Source organism: Azospirillum sp. RU38E, from assembly GCF_900188385.1.
Classification (GTDB): domain Bacteria; phylum Pseudomonadota; class Alphaproteobacteria; order Azospirillales; family Azospirillaceae; genus Niveispirillum.
The window spans coordinates 53,836-72,066 of the sequence record NZ_FZOI01000022.1 but is presented as its reverse complement, the minus strand read 5'-3'; the positions used below and the strand labels follow the sequence as shown (position 1 = coordinate 72,066).

Here is an 18,231-nt window from a genome sequence, read left to right as displayed (position 1 = left end):
CCGCTCCGGCGCTGTCGCATAACTGCCGGTGAACAGTTCGACATACAGATCCTGCAGGCGTGACGGCTGCGCGGTGAACTTGTGATAACGCCGGTCGGCCTCCTCGAAACGCCGCTCCAGCCGACCCAGCGTCGAACTCCCGGCCAGCGCCGGCAACGGCGCGCCTCCCGGCACAAGCGGCCTGGCTGCCGCCGTCACCTTCAGCAGCGGATCGTGGCGCATCCGGTCGTGATCGTTGAGGTCCTCGTATCCCAGCGCCATGGCGATGACCCGCTGCGCCAGCAGATCGGGCAGCGCATGCGTCACCTGCTTACGGTTGCGTCGGTCCTCAAAACAGGCCGCCATCCGCTCAAACAAATTCAGCCGACCGGCCACCTCACGCAACAGCAGCCCGCCCGCATCCGAGGTGATTTCTCCCCCGTCAAACGCCCCCATGACCACCCGCCGACCATGATCCGCAAACCGCATCCCGAAAAACACCCTGTAAATTCTTAACCGCTCCAGGGTAATAGTAATTACTTGTTATAAAAAATGAATACTGAAGAATGCCGGCAACCGGTGACAAATCCGGGTTAAATTGTCACTACGGCCTAAAAGGCCGAACCAAGCTTATCAAACTGGCTACTCACTGTGGACCAGCGCTGTTCCGGATGGTCCCGTCGAACAGGATCACGGCGCGCAAGACCTCGCCGCGCTTCATCAGGGCGAAGCCTTCATTGATCAGGTCGAGAGGGAGGCGATGTGAGATCAGAGCGTCGAAATTGAGCCGACCCTCGGCATATTCCTGCACCAAACCGGGAAGCTGGGAGCGCGGCTTCAATCCCCCCATCAGCAGGCCGCCGACCGTCTTGCCCATGGAAAGCCCTTGAATGGGCAAGCTCAATTCCGCTCCGGCTGCCGCGACGCCGACAAGAGTGCAGCGACCATAAAAGGGGTTTGTCGCGTCCACGGCCTGGCGCATGACGGAAGGGGATCCGACACATTCAAAACTATGGGTGGCGCCCATGCCGGTGATGGCCATGATCGCGGCGGGCACGCTGTCCTGCCTGGCCGGATTGATGAAATGGGTGGCCCCCATCCGGCGGGCGACGGCTTCCTTGGCATCATTGGTGTCGATGCCGATGATGGTTTTCGCCCCAAGCTGCCGCGCGCTCTGCACCATGTTCAGACCGATACCGCCCAGGCCGAACACCACCACCAGGGAGTCCGCATCGACACCCATATGGCGCACGGTGCCAATGCCCGTCGCCCCGCCGCAGGAGGCATAGCAGGCGCCGTCAAACCGGGCGGCCTTGCTGACCTTGGCGACCCGGTCCGCCGTGATCACCATATGATCGGCGAAGGTGCCCATGCCGGCGAAGGTGTGTACAGGCCTGCCCTGCCAGTGGAGACGGCTGGAAGCGGGGCTCGTCCGCTCCTTCACCTTCAGGCAGATATTGGTTCGGCCGGACAGGCAATTGGGGCAGACCGCGCATTCCGGCAGCATGAACGGCACGACATGATCGCCGATGTCCAGACCTGTCACATCAGGGCCGACAGCGACAATCACCCCGGCGGATTCATGCCCCAGCACGGCTGGAACCGCCTGGGGCTGGTGCCCTTCCATGATATGCAGGTCCGTATGGCACAGACCGGTGGCCACGATCCGGACCATCACCTCCCCCGATTGCGGCGGGTCCAGCTGGAGGGTTTCGATGGTCAGCGGTCGGCCCGGTCCATGGAAGACAGCGGCCTGCACATTAATCGCCATGATCGCCCTTCCTTCAGGCCGGCTGCGACAGATAGATCGTCTTGATCTCGGTATAATGGTCCAAAGCCTCGGCACTGCCCTCGCGTCCGATGCCGGACTGTTTGAACCCGCCAAAGGGCTGCCCGGCCTGCGGGCCCATGCCGTTCTGGGCCACGGTGCCGCTGCGGATGCGTCGGGCGATGGCGACGGCCTGGGTCTGATCCGTCGTGAAGACGGCCCCATTCAGGCCATAGGGGCTGTCATTGGCCATGGCGATGGCCTGATCCAGACTATCATAGGGCAGCACAACCAGCACCGGGCCGAAAATCTCTTCGCGCGCGATGCGCATCTCATTGGTGACGTCGGCGAAAAGGGTCGGCTCAATGAAACAGCCCTGTACGGTGCCGCCGGTAATCAGGCGGGCGCCCTGTTCCTTGCCGGCCTCAATATAGGCGGCGACCCGCGCCGCCTGGACAGGGCTGGCGACCGGGCCGATCCGGGTCTCTTCATCGAACGGATCGCCGGTTTTCAGCGATCGATAGGCGGCGGCAAGGGCCGTGACCAGCTCCTCCTGCCGCGGCCGCGACACCAGCACCCGGGTCAGGCCCATGCATGCCTGCCCGTTGAACAGGGTCGACTGGCCGACCAGCATCGGCACGGCGGCGGCAATAGGGAAATCGTCCAGGAGGATGGCGGCGGACTTGCCGCCCAGTTCAAGCGTCACCCGGGCGACACGTTCCATGCAGCGAGCGGCGATGTGTTTGCCGGCCGCAGTGGAGCCGGTGAAACTCACCTTGTCGATCCGCGGATCGCTGATCAGCCGCTCCCCCATATCGCGCCCGGCGGTGAGGAGGGAGAGCACCCCATCCGGAAAGCCGGCCTGTTCGGCACATTCGGCCAGGATCAGGCAATCAAGCGGCGCCTCGGGGGAGGGTTTCACAATGACGGTGCAGCCGGCGGCCAGCGCCGGCGCCATCTTGTTCATCGCCAGCAGCGACGGATAGTTCCAGGGGACGATGGCGGCGACGACACCGACGGGTTCCCGGATGACCCGGGCAATGCCGCCGGCCGCCGGCCGCTCCGCCTCGAAAGGATAGGTCTCCGCTGCCTGGATCATATGGCGCAGGCTGGCCGCCGCCCCCCCGGCGACCCGGCGGGAAAAGCTGATCGGGATGCCGATCTGTGCCGTATGGGCGGTGGCAATATCCAGGGTTCGCGCCTCAATCGCATCCGCCCAGCGGCGGAGCACCGCCAGCCGTTCCGCCGGGGCCATGCGGGGCCAGGCGCCTTCCCGGAACGCCATGTCCGCCGCGGCGATGGCACGATCGATATCCGCCTCCCGCGCCTCGGCAATCACCGTCATCGTCGCGCCGCTGGCGGGGTTGGTGATGGGAAAGCTGGCCCCGGTGGAGGGCTCCACCCATTGGCCGCCAATGAACAGCCTGTCAGGATGAGACAGAAGCGAGAGTTTTGTTGGGACCATGTGCCTGCCTGCCGACGCGCCGCCCGTGAGGACCCGGAGAATAGCAAGCTAATCTCCTAAATGGTAGCCTGTTTTGCGGACAGGCAGAATTGCCCTTATTCAGGTGTCCCTCCGAAGCGGGAAAGCCGGCAACTATGAATCGGATATTTTTCATAATATTTTCAGATAGATAATTGGCAGTTGCTGGCCGGGTTTCCAGCGGCTGGCCTCTGTCCATTGGATCGAAGGGCGCAGCCGGTCCGCGCATGATTTCGGGGGCGTCCGGTTGTTCTGCCCGTGAACTGCAGAGGCCTCTTTTCTCAGCGGCCCAATAAGTGTACTAATTATAGACAAGGAAATTTGAGAATGCGGGAGGAGCATATGTCCAGGCTTGTTGGAAAAAAGATTCTGGTGACCGGGGCCGGGGGGTTCATGGGGGGCGAGTTTGCGCGTGCCTTCGCGCGGGAGGGGGCTGATCTCGTCCTCACCTCCCGCACAGAGGTCAAACTGGCACCGCTGGCGCAGGAACTCGGGGCAAGGGGGTGCCGGGTCACAGCGCTCGCCGTCGACTTCCTGAATAATGACGAGATCGACCGGTTCGCAGACAGCTCCTGGGCTGCCTTTGACGGAATTGATGGCGTGCTGTTGAGCAGTCAGCCTGCCAATACCTTCACCGGGGATCTCCTGACCACCCCGGAGCCGACCTGGATGGAGCTTCAGCAGGCCATCGTCTGGGGGGCGCTGCGCCTGATGCAACGGTTGGGACCGCGGATGATGGAACGAGGTGGCGGGTCCATCATCTCCGTCATTTCCTCGACCGGTGTCACGCCGACGCCGGGGCTGGACGCCTACGGCATGGCAAAAGGCAATCTGTTACTGCTGACCCGCTATATGGCAAAGGAATGGGGCAAGGGCGGGGTTCGCGCCAACAGCATAAATCCGGGGGCCATCGTCACCGGCGATAATGAAGCGGAGCTGCGTCGTAATGCGGAGAAAACCGGTGTCCTGTCCCGCATTTCCCTGGGCCGGGTCGGCTATGTGCATGAATGTACGGGAGCCGCCATCTTCCTGGCGTCGGATGAATCTACCTTCATCTCGGGGCAATTGATCAATATCGACGGTGGCCGGTTCTGACCCCCGCACGCGCCGGAACCGTTTTCGCCCGGTCGGAAACGGTTCCGGCAGCGCCCTTTGCCACAAGCCCCGATCCTGCCCCGGCCGCCGATGGAGGCCGCCGCCTCCCCTGGGACGGGACCCTGGGCGAATGGGGGCCGACGGCGTGCACCGGCGGCCCCTCACCTCCCCTCAGGTGCGGCGGGGCTTGAAGGTGGAGCGGGGCAGGGAATTGATCTCCACCCCCTCCACCGTCACCGGAACCTCCAGGGCCGTCGACAGGCTCTGCCGCAGCCCTTCCGGGTCACTTGTCTCGACCTTCAGTTCCAGCCTCTCGGCCTGTTTGCCGCCATTCAGAAGCTGGAATTCCGGCCCACCCAGCGGGTCGAGCGCCAGTTGCACATCCAGCGGGAAGAACTGGCGCTGACCGATCCGCACCCTGTCGCCATCCCGCCCCAGCAGCCGGTAGCGCAGACCGCTTTCGCCGCACGGACACTCCCCTTCCATGCGCTCCACCCAATCCTCGACATTATAGCGCAGCCAGAAGGCATCGGTGCCGAAGCAGGTCCAGACCAGATGCCCGCGCTGGCCGGGACCGACCTCCTTGCCGGTGGCAGGGTCGCAGACCTGGGCAATGGTCATGTCCGCATGGGTGTGAAAGCCCGTGTGATGGCGACAGTCGGACACCGCGCCGCCGGGAATTTCGGAAGCGCCGGAAATATTGATGAAGTGGCAATTATAGCGCCGCTCCAGCCGCTGGCGCGGCCCGTCGAACTGCATGCTGGCTTCGACGATGGGAACGGTCCCGCCGGCGAAAATATCAGCCAGATTGACGCCTAGCCGTTCCGCCGCCTGATCATAGATCAGCAATTGCGAGCCGGTGATCATGAAGGTTGACGGCTTCATCACCTGCCAGATGCGCAGATGCTCCATCGCCGCCTCCACGGTGAAGGGCATTCCGACAGGGATTTCCATGGCCCCCATTTCCTCGGCCGCCAATTGCGAGCCGCCAGCGCCATAGATGCCGCCAGGCCAGGCATGGGTATAGCGGCCGAACTGGCGCAATCCGAATCGCCAGTAATTGCGGATGACCGCGTCCCGCGTCCGATAGGCGTCGCGCTTGGTCAGCAGATAGAGCATCGGCCGGCCGGTGGTGCCGCCCGAGGCCGACACAAAGGTAGCATTGTCCAGATCGACCGCCCGCCATTGCCCCCAGGGGCCGTGCCCGGCTTCGTCCGCCAGCAACTCCTTCTTGGTCGTCATCGGAATATCGTCAAGCCGGGGCACCTGGTCGCGGCTGAGGCCGGCGGCCTCATATTTCGCGCGATAAAAGGGCAATGGTGTGTCCCAGACACGGACCCATTCCCGCGCCACGCCGGCTCGGTGGAGATTCTCGATCTCCGCCGCCGTTCGTGTCTGTGCCTCTACATTCCAGAAGGGCCGGTTCGGATCCCCAAGGGCCTGTTGGACGGCAATCGTCATATCGATGGCTCCACATCTTATTAGAGGGTACTGAATTCGTCGGACGAGCCTGTCGTCGACCCGTTCCTCCCTGTGCGTACGAAACGATAGCAAGCGCCTTTCATAAATGGTAGACTATTTTATAAGTGCCGGCGGGTCGTTCGGCCGTTACAAAAATTGCCAGGGAGGGCAATACCCATGGGGATTCACTATTCCGGCGCGTCGCTGCTGGCGATCGCGGTTGCGTTGTCATGTGTTCCGGCCGGGTCTGCGCAGTCAATGGCGGCCAGCATGGCCAAAGGCGGCGAAGAGGCGCCGGTTCTGGATGAAATAGTGGTTACCGCCACCAGGCGAACGGAGAGGCTGCAGTCGGTGCCCATCGCCGTGACGGCAATCACCGGGGATGCCATGGCCGCTCAGCAACAGCTCGATGTCAGCAGTCTCGCACGGTCGGTGCCCAACCTGAATATTTCCTCTTTTCCCGGCGACAACAGTAATGCCAGCATTTCCCTGCGGGGGCAGGTCAATATCGACAATACGCCGAATGTCGATCCGGCGGTCGGGCTGTATCTTGACGGGGTCTATCTGGCGCGCAGTTCCGGGGCCAATCTCAGCCTGATCGATATCGAGCGGGTTGAGGTATTGCGCGGGCCACAAGGCACGCTGTTCGGCCGGAACACCATCGGCGGAGCGATGAACATCATCCCGAAACGGCCGGGCCGGAACCTGGAAGGGTCGATGGAGGCCAGCTATGGCAATTTCAATGCCTGGAAGCTGGCGGGGATGATCAATGTCCCGGTCAGCGATCGGATTGCCGTCCGTGTTGCCGGCAGCCATTCCGAACGGGACGGTTTCGCGCGCAGCCGGCTGACCGGCAATCAGCTGAATGCCGACAATACTGATTATGTGCGCGGCTCGCTGTCCCTGTCCCTGGCCGACGGCTGGGAGGTTCTGCTGACGGGTGACTATACGTCCGTCCGCAATGACGGGCAGTGGATCACCCTGGCGAAGCTGTTACCCGCCGGGGCAGGCTTCATCGGTCTGATCAGCCAGGGAAAGGACAATGGGGCCGCCTATGTCGACCCTTATACCAACCGGCCGGCCTCGACCACCTCGGGTCCCTATCGGTCAAGAACCTATGGCGGAAGTGCGACGGTGACGGGTGATGTCGGGGACTGGGCGACGGTGAAATCGATCACCGCCTTTCGGGGAAGCCAGCGGGATAACCAGAATAATGATCTTGATGGCACGCCCTATGTGTTCCTGCAACAGCTTAACGATGATATGAACCAGCATCAGTTCAGCCAGGAAATTCAGCTTTATGGCAAAGCCCTGAATGACCGGCTGGATTGGATCACCGGTGGCTATTATTTCCGGGAAAATTCGGATCTGATCACCCGGTCCAGATTCGTCTATGGGCGGCCGGGGGCGGTGCCGGTCGAAAATGTCACCGATGGTCGGGACATGATCAATGGCTCCACCTCCCTGTTTGCGCAACTGGGCTATAAGATCAGCGCGGATTTCACCCTGATTGCCGGTGCCCGGCATGTCTGGGACACGCGCGACATCACCTTGCGCAACCGTACCCAGCTTGCCGCCACCGGGACGACGATTTTATGCGGCAATTCCGCCGCCAGCCCGCCGGACTGCCGGGTGGATGTAAAAGAGGCGAACTTTACCTATACGCCCTTCACCGTAGGCTTGAATTACGCCCCGGCAAGCGACCGCTTGTTTTATGTCAAGTGGAGCCGGGGCTTCCGTTCCGGCGGGTTCAATACCCGGGCGACGAACTCACTGGCGCTCACCCCCTTCAATCCGGAGCAGGTGAATTCCTATGAAGGCGGAGTCAAGCTTGATTTCGGTCGGTCCGTCCGCGTCAATCTGGCTGCCTATCATTCGAAGTTCAGCGACATCCAGTTTGTGGCGAACATCCCTGTCAATGTCGGGGGAACCGTCACCACAGCGGCGATCATCCAGAATGCCGGCTCGGCACGGGTCAATGGGGTGGAAGTGGAGACCACCCTGCTGCTGGGGAACCTGCGGCTGAATGGCAGCCTGGGGGCGATCGATGCCAAATATACCAGCCTCATGCCAACCGTGGTGGCGGTGACAAAAGATTCGCCGTTCCAGCAGACGCCCGATCTGACCTGGTCTCTGTCGGCGGATTACGAAATTCCCGTCTCCTTCGGCGGTATCCGCGTGCATGGTGACTATTCCTACAAGGGGGAAGTCGCCTATGCCGCCGCCCCGCCGTCCGATCCGGCCAACCTCTTGCCCGGCTTTGCCCTCATCAATGCCATGGCCACCCTCAGCCTTGATCGCAGCGGACTGGAGTTCAGCCTGTGGGGACGGAACCTGGCAAACAAGAAATATCTCAGCCGCACCCTTGATCTCGGCGCGCTGGGGATCATCACCGGCTTCCCCGGCGATCCGCGCACCTTTGGGCTGACTGCGCGCTATCGCTTCTGACCCGGCGTGCGCCGGATCGGCCCGGAGTGGAGGAAGCCGGAGCGGATCGGGCGCACGTTTTTCCAGTTGCGCCGGCGGGATGTTGCGGCCAAAATAGTACACTAAATCAAATCCGGAACCGATGATCGGACATGATCCGGGATGGGGTATAGCCATGAGCCTTCCTGAGAATATTCGGCGCAAGCTGGTCCTGCCGGTCTTCTGTGCGCCGATGTTTCTGGTGTCCACCCCGGCCCTGGTGCGGGAGGCCTGTCTGGCGGGGCTGATCGGCGGCCTGCCGCGCCAGAATGCCCGCAGCCTGGAGCAGTTCGGCGCCTGGCTGGCCGAGATCGACGCGGCGCGCCGACAGGCGCGGGAGCAAGGGCGGCCGGAAGGGGTGCTGGCGGTCAATCTGGCCTCCAACCTGCCGGCGGAGGAGATGGCGGCCAACCTGGCCCTGTGCCGGCAATATGGGGTGGAGATCATCGTCAACGCCACGGGGAACCCGACGGAGTTGACCCGGCGGGCCCATGGGGAAGGGATGCTGGTCTATGCCGATGCCATCAATCTGCGGTTCGCCGAAAAGGCGATGGTGGCGGGCGTCGATGGCATCACCGCCATCGGCTGGGGCGGGGGCGGCCATTCCGGCACCATCAGCCCCCTCGCCCTGGTGCCGCAATTGCGCCGGATGTTCGATGGCACCCTCCTGCTGGCCGGGGCGGTTTCCAGCGGCGGCGCCGTGCGGGCGGCGGAGATGCTGGGCGCCGATCTGGCCTATCTGGGCACCCGTTTCATCGCTACGGCGGAATCCGGGGCCAGTGATGACTATAAATCCATGCTGGTTACCGGTGCCGCCGATGATGTGCTGTACACCGCCAGCATTGCTGGGATCGCCGCCAACTGGCTGACGCCCTCGCTGCGCCGCGCCGGCCTTGATCCAGCGGCCTTGCCACCGCCGCCGACCGGGCCGGGCCATGCCCATCTGCCGGAGGGGGCGCGGCCCTGGCGCACCCTGTGGAGTGCCGGCCAGGGCATAGCCCTGATCCAGGATATTCCCGCGGTGGCCGATCTTGTGGCGCGCCTGCAGGCGGAATATCGGGCGGCCTGCGCCCTCCCGGCCTTCCCGGCTTCCCGTCCCGGCCTGGGAGGGGTGTGATGACCGACGCCTTGGATCGTGCCCGGACCCTGGTCAATCTGCTGTCGGTTGAACAGTTGGAGGACAACCTGTTCCGCGGGGTCCGCACCGATGAGACATGGGGGCGCGTCTATGGCGGGCAGGTGGTGGCCCAGGCTCTGGCCTCGGCGACCTGCACGGTGGCGGCGGCACGACCGGTCCATTCCCTGCATGCCTATTTCCTGCGTCCGGGTGATCCCCAGCGGCCGATCATCTATCAGGTGGAGCGCGACATGGATGGTCGCAGCTTTTCCAACCGGCGCGTGATCGCCCTGCAGGGCGGCAAGGTGCTGCTGAACATGGCGGCCTCTTTCCATATCCAGGAGCCGGGGTTGCATCATGCGGCGGTCATGCCGGTGATGGCGGGGCCGGAGGGAATGCGCAGCGACCGCGACATGCGGCTCGCCAATCTGTGGCGATTGCCGTCGACCCAGCATGGGATCGCCGACCGGATGCGGTCGCTGGAATTCTACCCGGTGGAGGAACAGATCCCCGACTGGCCGGGGGCGGGGGCCTTGCAGCAACATTACTGGTTCCGCACTGTCGCCCCGCTGCCGGATGACCCGGTGCTGCACCGGGCCGTGCTCGCCTATGCCTCTGATTGGGGGTTGATCGGCATAGCCGCCAAGGCCCATGGCAAGACCATTTATGATGATTATTTCGAAGGCACCAGCCTGGACCATGCGTTGTGGATCCATGATCCGCATCTGCGTCTGGATGAATGGTTGCTCTATGCCCAGGAGACCCCCTGGACGGGTGGCGCCCGTGGTCTGGGGCGGGGACTGATCTTCAGCCGGGATGGGCGGCTGGTGGCGAGCGTCGTCCAGGAAGGGCTGCTGCGCCCGCGCCCGCCCGGAACCGACCACTGAGCCCGCTTTGACAAGGAACATGCAGATGGACAGGGCAGAGGCCGGTCGGATTCCGGTGATCGTCGGTGTGGGGCAGGTCAATGACCGGGCAGAGACGGGCCATGCGGGGCTGGACTCCCTGGAACTGATGCTGGCGGCCGCCCGCGCTGCCGGCACCGATGCCGGTGGTGACGTGCTGGCCCGGGTGGACTGGCTGGGCATCGTCAGCCAAATATCCTTTCCGGCCTATGGCGGGCAGTTGGTGCGGCTTGTCTCGGACGGGCTGGGGATCCGGCCGGAACAGGCGCGGGAGACGCCGCTGCCCACTGGCGACAGCCCCCTGCTGCTGCTGCATGAGGCAGCTAACGCCATTGGCCAGGGACAGGCTCAGGTCGCCCTGATCACCGGCGGGGAGGCCCTGCGCACGGCCAGCCGACGTGCGGCAGAGGCCGCCGCCGCTGCGGGTGGTGCGCCGGCCCGCCGAGGGCCGCTGCCCGCCAGCCAGCCGGCGGTGCTGGAAACCCGCCACCGGTACGGGCTGAAGACGCCCAGCGATGTCTATCCGCTGTTCGAGAATGCCGCCCGCGCCGCCTATGGCCAGACCCTGGCGGAGGCCCAGGCGGAGACGGGGCGCATCTGGCAGGCATTTTCCCGGGTGGCCGCCGCCAATGAGGCGGCGTGGCTGCGCAAGCCCCACACGGCCGCAGAGATCATGACCCCATCGCCGCAGAACCGGCCGATCGCCTTTCCCTACAGCAAGCTGATGGTGGCCAATGCCGCTGTCAACCAGGGGGCGGCCATCATCGTCACCAGCCTGGCCGTGGCGCAGGCGGCGGGCATTCCGCCTGACCGGCTTGTATTCATCGGTCCGGGCGCGGCGGCGCATGAGGATGACAATCCCTTGCTGCGTCCGCATTTCGACCGGTCGGCCAGCATGAAAATATCGCTGGAGCAGACCCTGGCCTTGAACAGGATTGCGGCCGACGACATAGACCATGTCGAGCTTTATTCCTGCTTTCCCTGCGTGCCGAAAATGGCAAGGCGCATCCTCGGCCTGCCCGATGACCGGCCCCTGAGCGTCTTCGGGGGACTGACCTTCGGCGGCGGCCCGATCGGCAATTATATGACCCATGCCGTGGCCAGCATGGTGGCGGCCCTGCGCCGATCCGGACGCCATGGTCTGCTGTTCGCCAATGGCGGCTTCGCCACCCACAACCACACGATCCTGCTGACCCGGTCCCCGCAGTCTGCCGGCATTTTCCCCCAGGCCTTCGATTTCCAGGCCGAGGCAGACCGGGAACGGGGGACGGTTCCGGTCCTGGATGAAACCTATACCGGCCCGGCCATCATCGAGACCTATACGGTGATCCATGACCGCGACGGCCAGCCGGAATTCGGTGTCATCATTGGCCGGACCCCGGATGGGCGGCGGACCATCGGTCGGGTGCCGGCGACGGACGGGATCACCCTGCATCTGCTCACCAGCGGGGAGCGGGAGCCCGTGGGTCTTGCCGGTTTCGTGTCGGAGGATGCGGACGGCAACCGTTGGCAAATGGCGCCACCGGGCGTGTGACCCCGGCTGCCCCCTGCGTTGGAATAGCGGTTGCCCATCACTGGACAATCAGTATACTAGATAAAAATATGGGAGGATGGCTTGTCTGGCTCGTACAACCTCATCCGGCTGCATGGCTTCGGCGATATCGCCCGTGAGCATCGCCGATCACGCCCACATCTGCTGGCGGCCGTCGATGGCGGGACACGCCTGACCTACGCTGATTTTGACCGGCGCAGCACCAGGCTCGCCAATGCCCTGGCCGATCAGGGCATTGGCGAGGGGAGCCGCGTGTTGTGGCTGGGGCAGAACAGTCACCGCATCCTGGAAACCCTGGTCGCCTGTGCCAAGGTCGGGGCCAGCCTCTGCCCCGCCAACTGGCGCTCCTCCGTGGAGGAAGTGAAGGCTCTGATCGCGGATTACACCCCCCATCTGGTGATATGGCAGGAGGCCGAGGTCGGCGAGACGATGCGGGCCGCACGGGCGGACGCGGGTGGCGATGCAAGGTGGGTACAGCATGATCTGGACGGGCCCGACGGCTATGAGGCCCTGATCGCGGCGGGGGACGAACAGGACCGCGATCTGCGGATCAGCCCGGAATTGCCGCTGCTGGCCCTGTTCACCGCGGCCTTTGCCGGCAAACCCAATGCGGCCATGCTCCCGCACAGCACCCTGATGTATCAGAATCTGCTGATCAGCCGGGGGCAGATGATCGATGAACGCAGCGTGCATCTGAATTCAGGCCCGCTGTTCCATATCGGCACCCTGCTGGGCACGCTGGCGACCTTCCATCTGGGTGGATGCAATGTCTATACGCCGCGTGTCGATGCCCGCACGTTGCTGGAGCTGATCCAGGCGGAAAAGGTCACCCATGCCTTTGTTCCGGCGCCGACCATCGCCCAGATACGGGAGATCAACAAGGATGGCGCCTATGACGTCTCCAGCCTTTGGTCCTCTCCGGCCGCACCGGAATGGAAATTCCCCATGTGTATGCCGGCCGATGCGCCCATGCTGCGGCAGATGGGCGGATATGGGCAGTCAGAGGTGATGGGCCTGATCTCCTTCCTGTTCCTTGGCGGGACGGGGGCGGGGCGCGTATCGCCGATGGCCCAGGTGGCCTTGCTGGATGATGCGGGCCGGGAGGTGCCGGCCGGCGAGGTTGGGGAATTCGCCGTGCGCGGCCCCCTGGTCATGGCCGGATATCTGGGGGCCGCGGCGGAAAATGAACGGCGCAGCCGCTTCGGCTGGCACCTGACCAACGATCTGGGACGCCGCACCGAAGACGGGTCCCTGATCTTTGTCGGACCGAAAATGGCAATGATCAAATCAGCGGATGAGAATATCTATCCGGTGGAGGTGGAGGCCTGCATCCGCCAGCATCCGGCGGTGGCCGATGTCTGTGTGATCGGCGTGCCCGATCCGGTATGGCGGCAGAATGTCAAAGCCGTGATCGTGCTGAAAGCCGATGCCAGCGTCGGCGAGGCCGAGATCGTCGAGCATTGCCGCGCCCGCATCGCCTCTTACAAAAAGCCCAAGCTGGTGGCCTTCGTCACCGCCCTGCCCAAGATCCCCGGCACCCAATTCAATGACCGCAAGGCCATTGACGCCGCCCATGGTGGCGGCGGCTATCCGAGTTTCGGCTGATGGTTGATCTTCTCGTCTCTACAGAACAGCAGCAGATCATCGACAGCGTCGTTGATTTCCTGTCTGTCGAATTGCCGCTGGCCCGCTTGCGGCCGGACGGCAATAACCGCCCTGACAGCGCCCTCTGGCCCATCATGGGTGAACTGGGTTGGTTCATGACCAGCCTGACCGAAGCGCAGGGGGGGCTGGGTCTGAGTGCGGTGGAAGAAGCCCTGCTGTTCCGGCAATTGGGGCGTCATCTGCTCACTCCCAATGTTCTGGCCTCGGCTATCGGCGCCCGGGTGGCCGCCGCTGCCGGGGTGGATGAGCTGGCGGCGGCGATTGCCAGCGGACAACAGCCCGTGGCACTGGGCAATGCCGTCGGTCGCGTCAGTATCGGCGCCCGGATCAGCGGCCGCTTCCATCTGTTTGATGCGGCGGGAATGCCGCTGCTGCTGCTGACCGATGGGGTGGGAAATGCCGCCCTTGTGGCGACGGCCTCCCTGTCCCTGCTGCCACGCCCATCGGCCGTCGATGCGATGAGCTTGCATGAGGCGCGGCTGGACGCGGTGGCGCCCCTGGCCCTGGCAGGGCCGGATTTGGGCGCCCATGTCACCTTGCGCCTGCTGGCGGCGTCCATGCTGGCGGGGGTGTGCGAGCAGACGCGCGATCTGGCTACCGATTATGCCAAGCTGCGTGTGCAGTTCGGCCAGCCCATCGGGGCCTTCCAGGCGATCAAGCATAAATGTGCCGACCTGGCCCTGCGGGCGGATGCCGTCGGCCATCTGGTCAATTTCGCCTCCATCCGCGTGGCCAACCGCGCCGAGGACGCAGTGTTCCAGGCAACGGCGGCCAAGCTGCTGGGGGCGCAATATGCCCTGATCAATGCCAAGGAAACCATTCAGATCCATGGCGGCATCGGCTTTACCACCGAATGCGATGCCCATCATTTCCTGAAACGCGCCCATGTCTATGACCTGATCGGCGGCGGCTACCGGCAGCAGCAGCGGTTTCTGCTGGAAGAGCCGGCGCCGGGAGAGGAGCCCGTCGCATGAATCTCGACTTTACCCCCGACGAGCGCCATTTCCGGGCCGAAGTCCGCGACTGGCTGCGCACCCATGTGCCCAAGGAGACCCGGCCCGATGATGGGCCGGAGATGCTTGCCTTCGACAAGGCATGGCAACGCCGGCAGTTTGAGGCCGGTTGGGCCGGCATCGCCTGGCCGAAGGAATATGGCGGTGCCGGCCTGTCGCTGATGCAGCAACTGATCTGGTTCGAGGAATATGCCCTGGCCGGCGGGCCCTATCTGGGCTGCTTCTTTGTGGCCTTGAGCCATGCCGGGCCGACGCTGATCGCCCGCGGCACCGACGCGCAGAAGGCCTTCTATCTGCCAAAGATATTGGCGGGGGAGACACCCTGGTGTCAGGGCTTTTCCGAACCCGGATCGGGTTCCGACCTCGCCTCTCTGCGCTGCCGCGCGGTCATCGAGGACGACCATCTGGTGGTGAATGGCCAGAAAATCTGGACCAGCCTCGCCAACTGGTCAAAATATCAGGAGCTGCTGGTTCGCACAGACCCCAATTCCCGCTACAAGGGCATCACCTGGGTGATCGGCGACATGGAACTGCCGGGCGTCACCATTCGGCCGATCAAATGTATGCATGGGGCCGCCGATTTCTGTGAAGTCTTTTATGATGATGTGCGCATCCCGCTGAAAAATGTGGTGGGTGAGGTCAATGACGGCTGGAATGTCGCCATGGCCACGCTGGGGTTCGAGCGCGGCACGGCGGCCCTGGCCGAACAGATCGAGATGAGCCGGGTGGTCGAGGATCTGATCGACCTGGCCCATGACCGACCCGGTCCGGACGGGCTGCGCCCCGCCATTCAGGATGACGAATTCGCCGCCCGTCTCGCCACCTTGCGGGCGGAGGTGGCCGCCCTGCGCGCCATGAGCTATGCCGCCATCAGCCGTGGCCAGCGCGATCTGGTGCCGGGAGCTGAGGGTACCCTGATCGCCCTTTATAATACTGAGACGATGCAGCGCATCTTCCGCACCGCTGCCGACATGATGGGGCCGGAGATGCTGGATCTGGAGGCCAGCCCCAGCCGCTGGACCAGCCAGTATCTCCGCTCCGTCATGCAGACCATCGCCGGCGGCACCTCGGAAATCCGCCGCAACATTATCGGGGAGCGTGTGCTGGGCCTGCCGCGCGGGCGATAGGGGCATGGGATCCCGCCGATGGCTGATCGGCTAAAAATATAAATAGTATACCAAATATAGGTCAAACCTGAGCCAGGGAGGAAGGGGCATGTCCGTGACGGCGGAAACCGAAATCACCAAGAGTGAGGAATGGCGCAAGGCCACCAGCTATACGATCTCGGACGAGGATGTGGCGCGCGGCAGCACGCTGACCGGCTATGATCAGGCGTCCCGCGACGCCGAATATGTGCAGACCGTTTCCTTGGATGCGATCCGCAATTTCGCCCATGGGTGCGGCAATGATAATCCGTTATTCTGCGATCCGGCCTATGCTGGCGGCACCCGCTGGGGCAGCGTCATCGCGCCCGGGATGATGGCGGGGATCATCAATGCGCCGATGCGCGGCGACCCCGCCCCGGACTGGGTGAAGGCGGCCCGCAAAAGCCTGTTCCGGGGCATCCATGTCTTCGTTTCCGGCTCCACCTGGGATTGGTACCGGCCGATTTATCCCGGTGACACGCTGTACAGCTTCCGCGGACAGGAAAGCCTGGAGCTGAAGAAATCGGAATTCTCCGGCCGGTCGGTCATCCAGGTTCTGCGCGATGTGAAGGTCAATCAACGGGCCGAAGTGGTCGCCGTGTACAAGATCCTGCAGGTGCTGACCGAACGGAAATCGGCGGTGGACAAGGGTAAGTACAGCGCCATCCAGCCCGCCCACTATACGGACGAGGATATTGCGGCAATTGATGCGGTCTATGCCCAGGAAGAGGTGCGTGGGGCGGTGGCGCGGGATTTTGCCGATATCCAGGTCGGCGATGCACTGGGCAAGATGGCCAAGGGGCCGCTGACGGTCACCGATGTCGTCTGTTTCCATGCCGGCGGCTATGGTTTCGTGCCCTACAAACCCTGTGTCGGCCGGCTTGCCTGGCAGAACCGCCAGCGTATCCCCGCCTTTTATATCAAGAACGAGCAGGGGATTCCCGACGTGGCGCAGCGGCTGCACTGGGACCCGAAATGGGCCCAGGCCGTCGGCAACCCCATGGCATATGATTATGGCGTCATGCGGGAAAACTACCTCTACCATTATCTCACCGACTGGTGCGGTGACGATGGCGTCGTGCTGCATGTCCATGATGAAATCCGCAAGTTCAACTATATCGGCGACACGCAGTTCATCACCGGGGAGGTGACGGGCAAGCGTGAAGAGAATGGCCGTAACCTCGTTGATGTCGCCGTGCGCTTCACCAACCAGCGCGGGGAAGAGACGATGAAGGCGACGGCGGTGATCGCCCTGCCATCGGCCGGCCGGCCCGTGCTCTATCCTGATGTTCCCGCCGATCTGGCCGAACGTGCTGCCCGGATGATGGCCCGGCACTGGGAATTGGGCCGCCGTTCCTGACCCGCCCGGCAAAGGAGTATTCGAGAATGCTGGTAACCACGACCCGTACCGCCTTTACCGAGGAACATGCCCTGTTCCGCGATACGGTCCGCAAGTTCTTCAAGCGCGAACTGGAACCCAATCTGGAGCGGTTCGAATGCGAGGGGATTGTTGACCGCAAATTCTGGCTGGCCTGTGGGGAGGCGGGGCTGCTGTGCCCGACGGTCAAGCCGGAATATGGCGGTCTAGGTCTGGATTTCGGCTTCAATGCGGTGATTGACGAGGAACTGGCCTATGCCGGGTCCTCGGCCGGGCTGGCGCTGCAATCCGACATCGCGGCGGATTATCTGGAGGCCTATGGCTCGGAGGAGCAGAAGCGGACCTATCTTCCCCGGATGATCAGCGGCGAGGTGATTGCCGCCATCGCCATGACGGAGCCGGGCACGGGTTCCGACCTGCAGGGCATCAAGACCCTGGCCCGTAAGGACGGCAACCATTACGTCATCAACGGGTCCAAGACCTACATCACAAATGGCCAGAATGCTGATCTTATCATTCTTGTGGCCAAGACCGATGCCACGCTGGGGGCCAAGGGTATTTCCCTGATCCTGGTGGATGCCGACACGCCCGGTTTTGCCCGCGGTCGCAACCTGGACAAAATCGGCCAGCATTCCGCCGATACGTCGGAGCTGTTTTTCGCCGATGTGCGGGTGCCGATGACCAATTGCCTGGGCGAGGAAGGCAAGGGTTTTGCCTATTTGATGAATCAGTTGCCGCAGGAGCGGCTGTCCATCGCCATTTCCGCCCAGGCCGCGGCCCAACGGGCCTATGACGAGGCGGTGGCCTTCGTCAAGGATCGCAAGGCCTTTGGCAAGACAGTGTTCGATTTCCAGAATACCCGCTTCACCTTGGCGCAGTTGAAGACGGAATTGCAGGTCGGCTGGGCGCATCTGGATTGGGCCATCAACCGGCATGTGGCCGGCGCCCTGACCACGGCAGAGGCATCGGCTGCCAAGCTCTGGCATTCCGAGCTGCAGGGCCGGGTCTGCGACGCTGCCCTGCAACTGCATGGAGGGGCGGGATATATGAATGAATATCTGGTGGCGCGCCTGTGGCGGGATGCCCGCGTCACCCGCATTTTCGGCGGCACCAGCGAAATCATGAAGGAAGTAATTGGCCGGTCGATCTGACCGCGGCGCGCCAACAGGGAACCCGTCCCGCAGACGGGCCGAACAGAAAGGGT

The 18,231-nt window shown here is 63.6% G+C and carries 14 protein-coding genes; 10 read left to right on the top strand and 4 right to left on the bottom strand.

From position 1 onward, the window contains the following. The 3 genes from CHB97_RS23040 to CHB97_RS23030 all read right to left on the bottom strand — a co-directional run. On the bottom strand, window positions 1-468 hold a 468-nt coding region (locus tag CHB97_RS23040), incomplete at its 3' end, for a transposase (protein WP_200820088.1). 157 nt (window positions 469-625) lie between these two features. Beyond that, a complete protein-coding gene (locus tag CHB97_RS23035; protein ID WP_089290371.1) occupies window positions 626-1,750 on the bottom strand; it encodes an alcohol dehydrogenase catalytic domain-containing protein in 1,125 nt (374 codons plus the stop codon). A 13-nt stretch (window positions 1,751-1,763) separates the two neighbouring features. After that, on the bottom strand, window positions 1,764-3,212 hold the full coding sequence (locus tag CHB97_RS23030) for an aldehyde dehydrogenase (protein ID WP_089290370.1): 1,449 nt from the start codon (window positions 3,210-3,212) through the stop codon (window positions 1,764-1,766). Window positions 3,213-3,572: 360 nt separating this feature from the next. On the opposite strand from CHB97_RS23030, the gene CHB97_RS23025 reads away from it, so the two are divergent. Next, window positions 3,573-4,325, top strand: a complete 753-nt coding sequence (locus tag CHB97_RS23025) for an SDR family NAD(P)-dependent oxidoreductase (protein ID WP_160106190.1) — start codon at window positions 3,573-3,575, stop codon at window positions 4,323-4,325. Window positions 4,326-4,496: 171 nt separating this feature from the next. On the opposite strand, the gene CHB97_RS23020 is transcribed toward CHB97_RS23025, so the two are convergent. Beyond that, window positions 4,497-5,786 (bottom strand): phenylacetate--CoA ligase family protein, encoded by a 1,290-nt coding sequence (locus CHB97_RS23020; protein ID WP_089367508.1) that lies wholly within the window; start codon window positions 5,784-5,786, stop codon window positions 4,497-4,499. Between the two features lie 270 nt (window positions 5,787-6,056). On the opposite strand from CHB97_RS23020, the gene CHB97_RS23015 reads away from it, so the two are divergent. The 9 genes from CHB97_RS23015 to CHB97_RS22975 all read left to right on the top strand — a co-directional run bounded on the left by CHB97_RS23015 (window position 6,057) and on the right by CHB97_RS22975 (window position 18,178). Next, window positions 6,057-8,234: a TonB-dependent receptor gene (locus tag CHB97_RS23015; protein WP_160106188.1), complete on the top strand. Its 2,178-nt coding sequence runs from the start codon at window positions 6,057-6,059 to the stop codon at window positions 8,232-8,234. 154 nt (window positions 8,235-8,388) lie between these two features. Then, on the top strand, window positions 8,389-9,369 hold the full coding sequence (locus CHB97_RS23010; RefSeq protein ID WP_089290366.1) for a nitronate monooxygenase family protein: 981 nt from the start codon (window positions 8,389-8,391) through the stop codon (window positions 9,367-9,369). Beyond that, window positions 9,369-10,256, top strand: a complete 888-nt coding sequence (locus CHB97_RS23005) for an acyl-CoA thioesterase II (protein ID WP_089290365.1) — start codon at window positions 9,369-9,371, stop codon at window positions 10,254-10,256. The genes CHB97_RS23010 and CHB97_RS23005 overlap by 1 nt, the downstream gene beginning before the upstream one ends. A 25-nt stretch (window positions 10,257-10,281) precedes the next feature. Further along, the gene (locus CHB97_RS23000) at window positions 10,282-11,808 is read left to right on the top strand and encodes an acetyl-CoA acetyltransferase (protein ID WP_089290364.1); all 1,527 of its coding nucleotides are present in this window, start codon (window positions 10,282-10,284) and stop codon (window positions 11,806-11,808) included. Window positions 11,809-11,889: 81 nt separating this feature from the next. Beyond that, the gene (locus CHB97_RS22995; RefSeq protein ID WP_089290363.1) at window positions 11,890-13,431 is read left to right on the top strand and encodes an AMP-binding protein; all 1,542 of its coding nucleotides are present in this window, start codon (window positions 11,890-11,892) and stop codon (window positions 13,429-13,431) included. After that, window positions 13,431-14,465 (top strand): acyl-CoA dehydrogenase family protein, encoded by a 1,035-nt coding sequence (locus CHB97_RS22990; protein WP_089290362.1) that lies wholly within the window; start codon window positions 13,431-13,433, stop codon window positions 14,463-14,465. The genes CHB97_RS22995 and CHB97_RS22990 overlap by 1 nt, the downstream gene beginning before the upstream one ends. Next, window positions 14,462-15,631: an acyl-CoA dehydrogenase family protein gene (locus CHB97_RS22985; RefSeq protein ID WP_089290361.1), complete on the top strand. Its 1,170-nt coding sequence runs from the start codon at window positions 14,462-14,464 to the stop codon at window positions 15,629-15,631. The genes CHB97_RS22990 and CHB97_RS22985 overlap by 4 nt, the downstream gene beginning before the upstream one ends. 88 nt (window positions 15,632-15,719) lie before the next feature. After that, complete coding sequence (locus CHB97_RS22980) at window positions 15,720-17,009, top strand: MaoC family dehydratase N-terminal domain-containing protein (protein ID WP_200820087.1); 1,290 nt, start codon at window positions 15,720-15,722, stop codon at window positions 17,007-17,009. Between the two features lie 26 nt (window positions 17,010-17,035). Further along, a complete protein-coding gene (locus CHB97_RS22975) occupies window positions 17,036-18,178 on the top strand; it encodes an acyl-CoA dehydrogenase family protein (RefSeq protein WP_089290360.1) in 1,143 nt (380 codons plus the stop codon). The last annotated feature ends 53 nt before the right edge of the window (window positions 18,179-18,231 follow it).

Excerpts from the sequence above, each read along its gene's own strand:
- CHB97_RS23035 (WP_089290371.1), bottom strand. The coding sequence starts at position 1,750 with ATGGCGATTAATGTGCAGGCCGCTGTCTTCCATGGACCGGGCCGACCG.
- CHB97_RS23030 (WP_089290370.1), bottom strand. The coding sequence starts at position 3,212 with ATGGTCCCAACAAAACTCTCGCTTCTGTCTCATCCTGACAGGCTGTTC.
- CHB97_RS23025 (WP_160106190.1), top strand. The coding sequence starts at position 3,573 with ATGTCCAGGCTTGTTGGAAAAAAGATTCTGGTGACCGGGGCCGGGGGG.
- CHB97_RS23020 (WP_089367508.1), bottom strand. The coding sequence starts at position 5,786 with ATGACGATTGCCGTCCAACAGGCCCTTGGGGATCCGAACCGGCCCTTC.
- CHB97_RS23015 (WP_160106188.1), top strand. The coding sequence starts at position 6,057 with ATGGCCAAAGGCGGCGAAGAGGCGCCGGTTCTGGATGAAATAGTGGTT.
- CHB97_RS23010 (WP_089290366.1), top strand. The coding sequence starts at position 8,389 with ATGAGCCTTCCTGAGAATATTCGGCGCAAGCTGGTCCTGCCGGTCTTC.
- CHB97_RS23005 (WP_089290365.1), top strand. The coding sequence starts at position 9,369 with ATGACCGACGCCTTGGATCGTGCCCGGACCCTGGTCAATCTGCTGTCG.
- CHB97_RS23000 (WP_089290364.1), top strand. The coding sequence starts at position 10,282 with ATGGACAGGGCAGAGGCCGGTCGGATTCCGGTGATCGTCGGTGTGGGG.
- CHB97_RS22990 (WP_089290362.1), top strand. The coding sequence starts at position 13,431 with ATGGTTGATCTTCTCGTCTCTACAGAACAGCAGCAGATCATCGACAGC.
- CHB97_RS22985 (WP_089290361.1), top strand. The coding sequence starts at position 14,462 with ATGAATCTCGACTTTACCCCCGACGAGCGCCATTTCCGGGCCGAAGTC.
- CHB97_RS22980 (WP_200820087.1), top strand. The coding sequence starts at position 15,720 with ATGTCCGTGACGGCGGAAACCGAAATCACCAAGAGTGAGGAATGGCGC.
- CHB97_RS22975 (WP_089290360.1), top strand. The coding sequence starts at position 17,036 with ATGCTGGTAACCACGACCCGTACCGCCTTTACCGAGGAACATGCCCTG.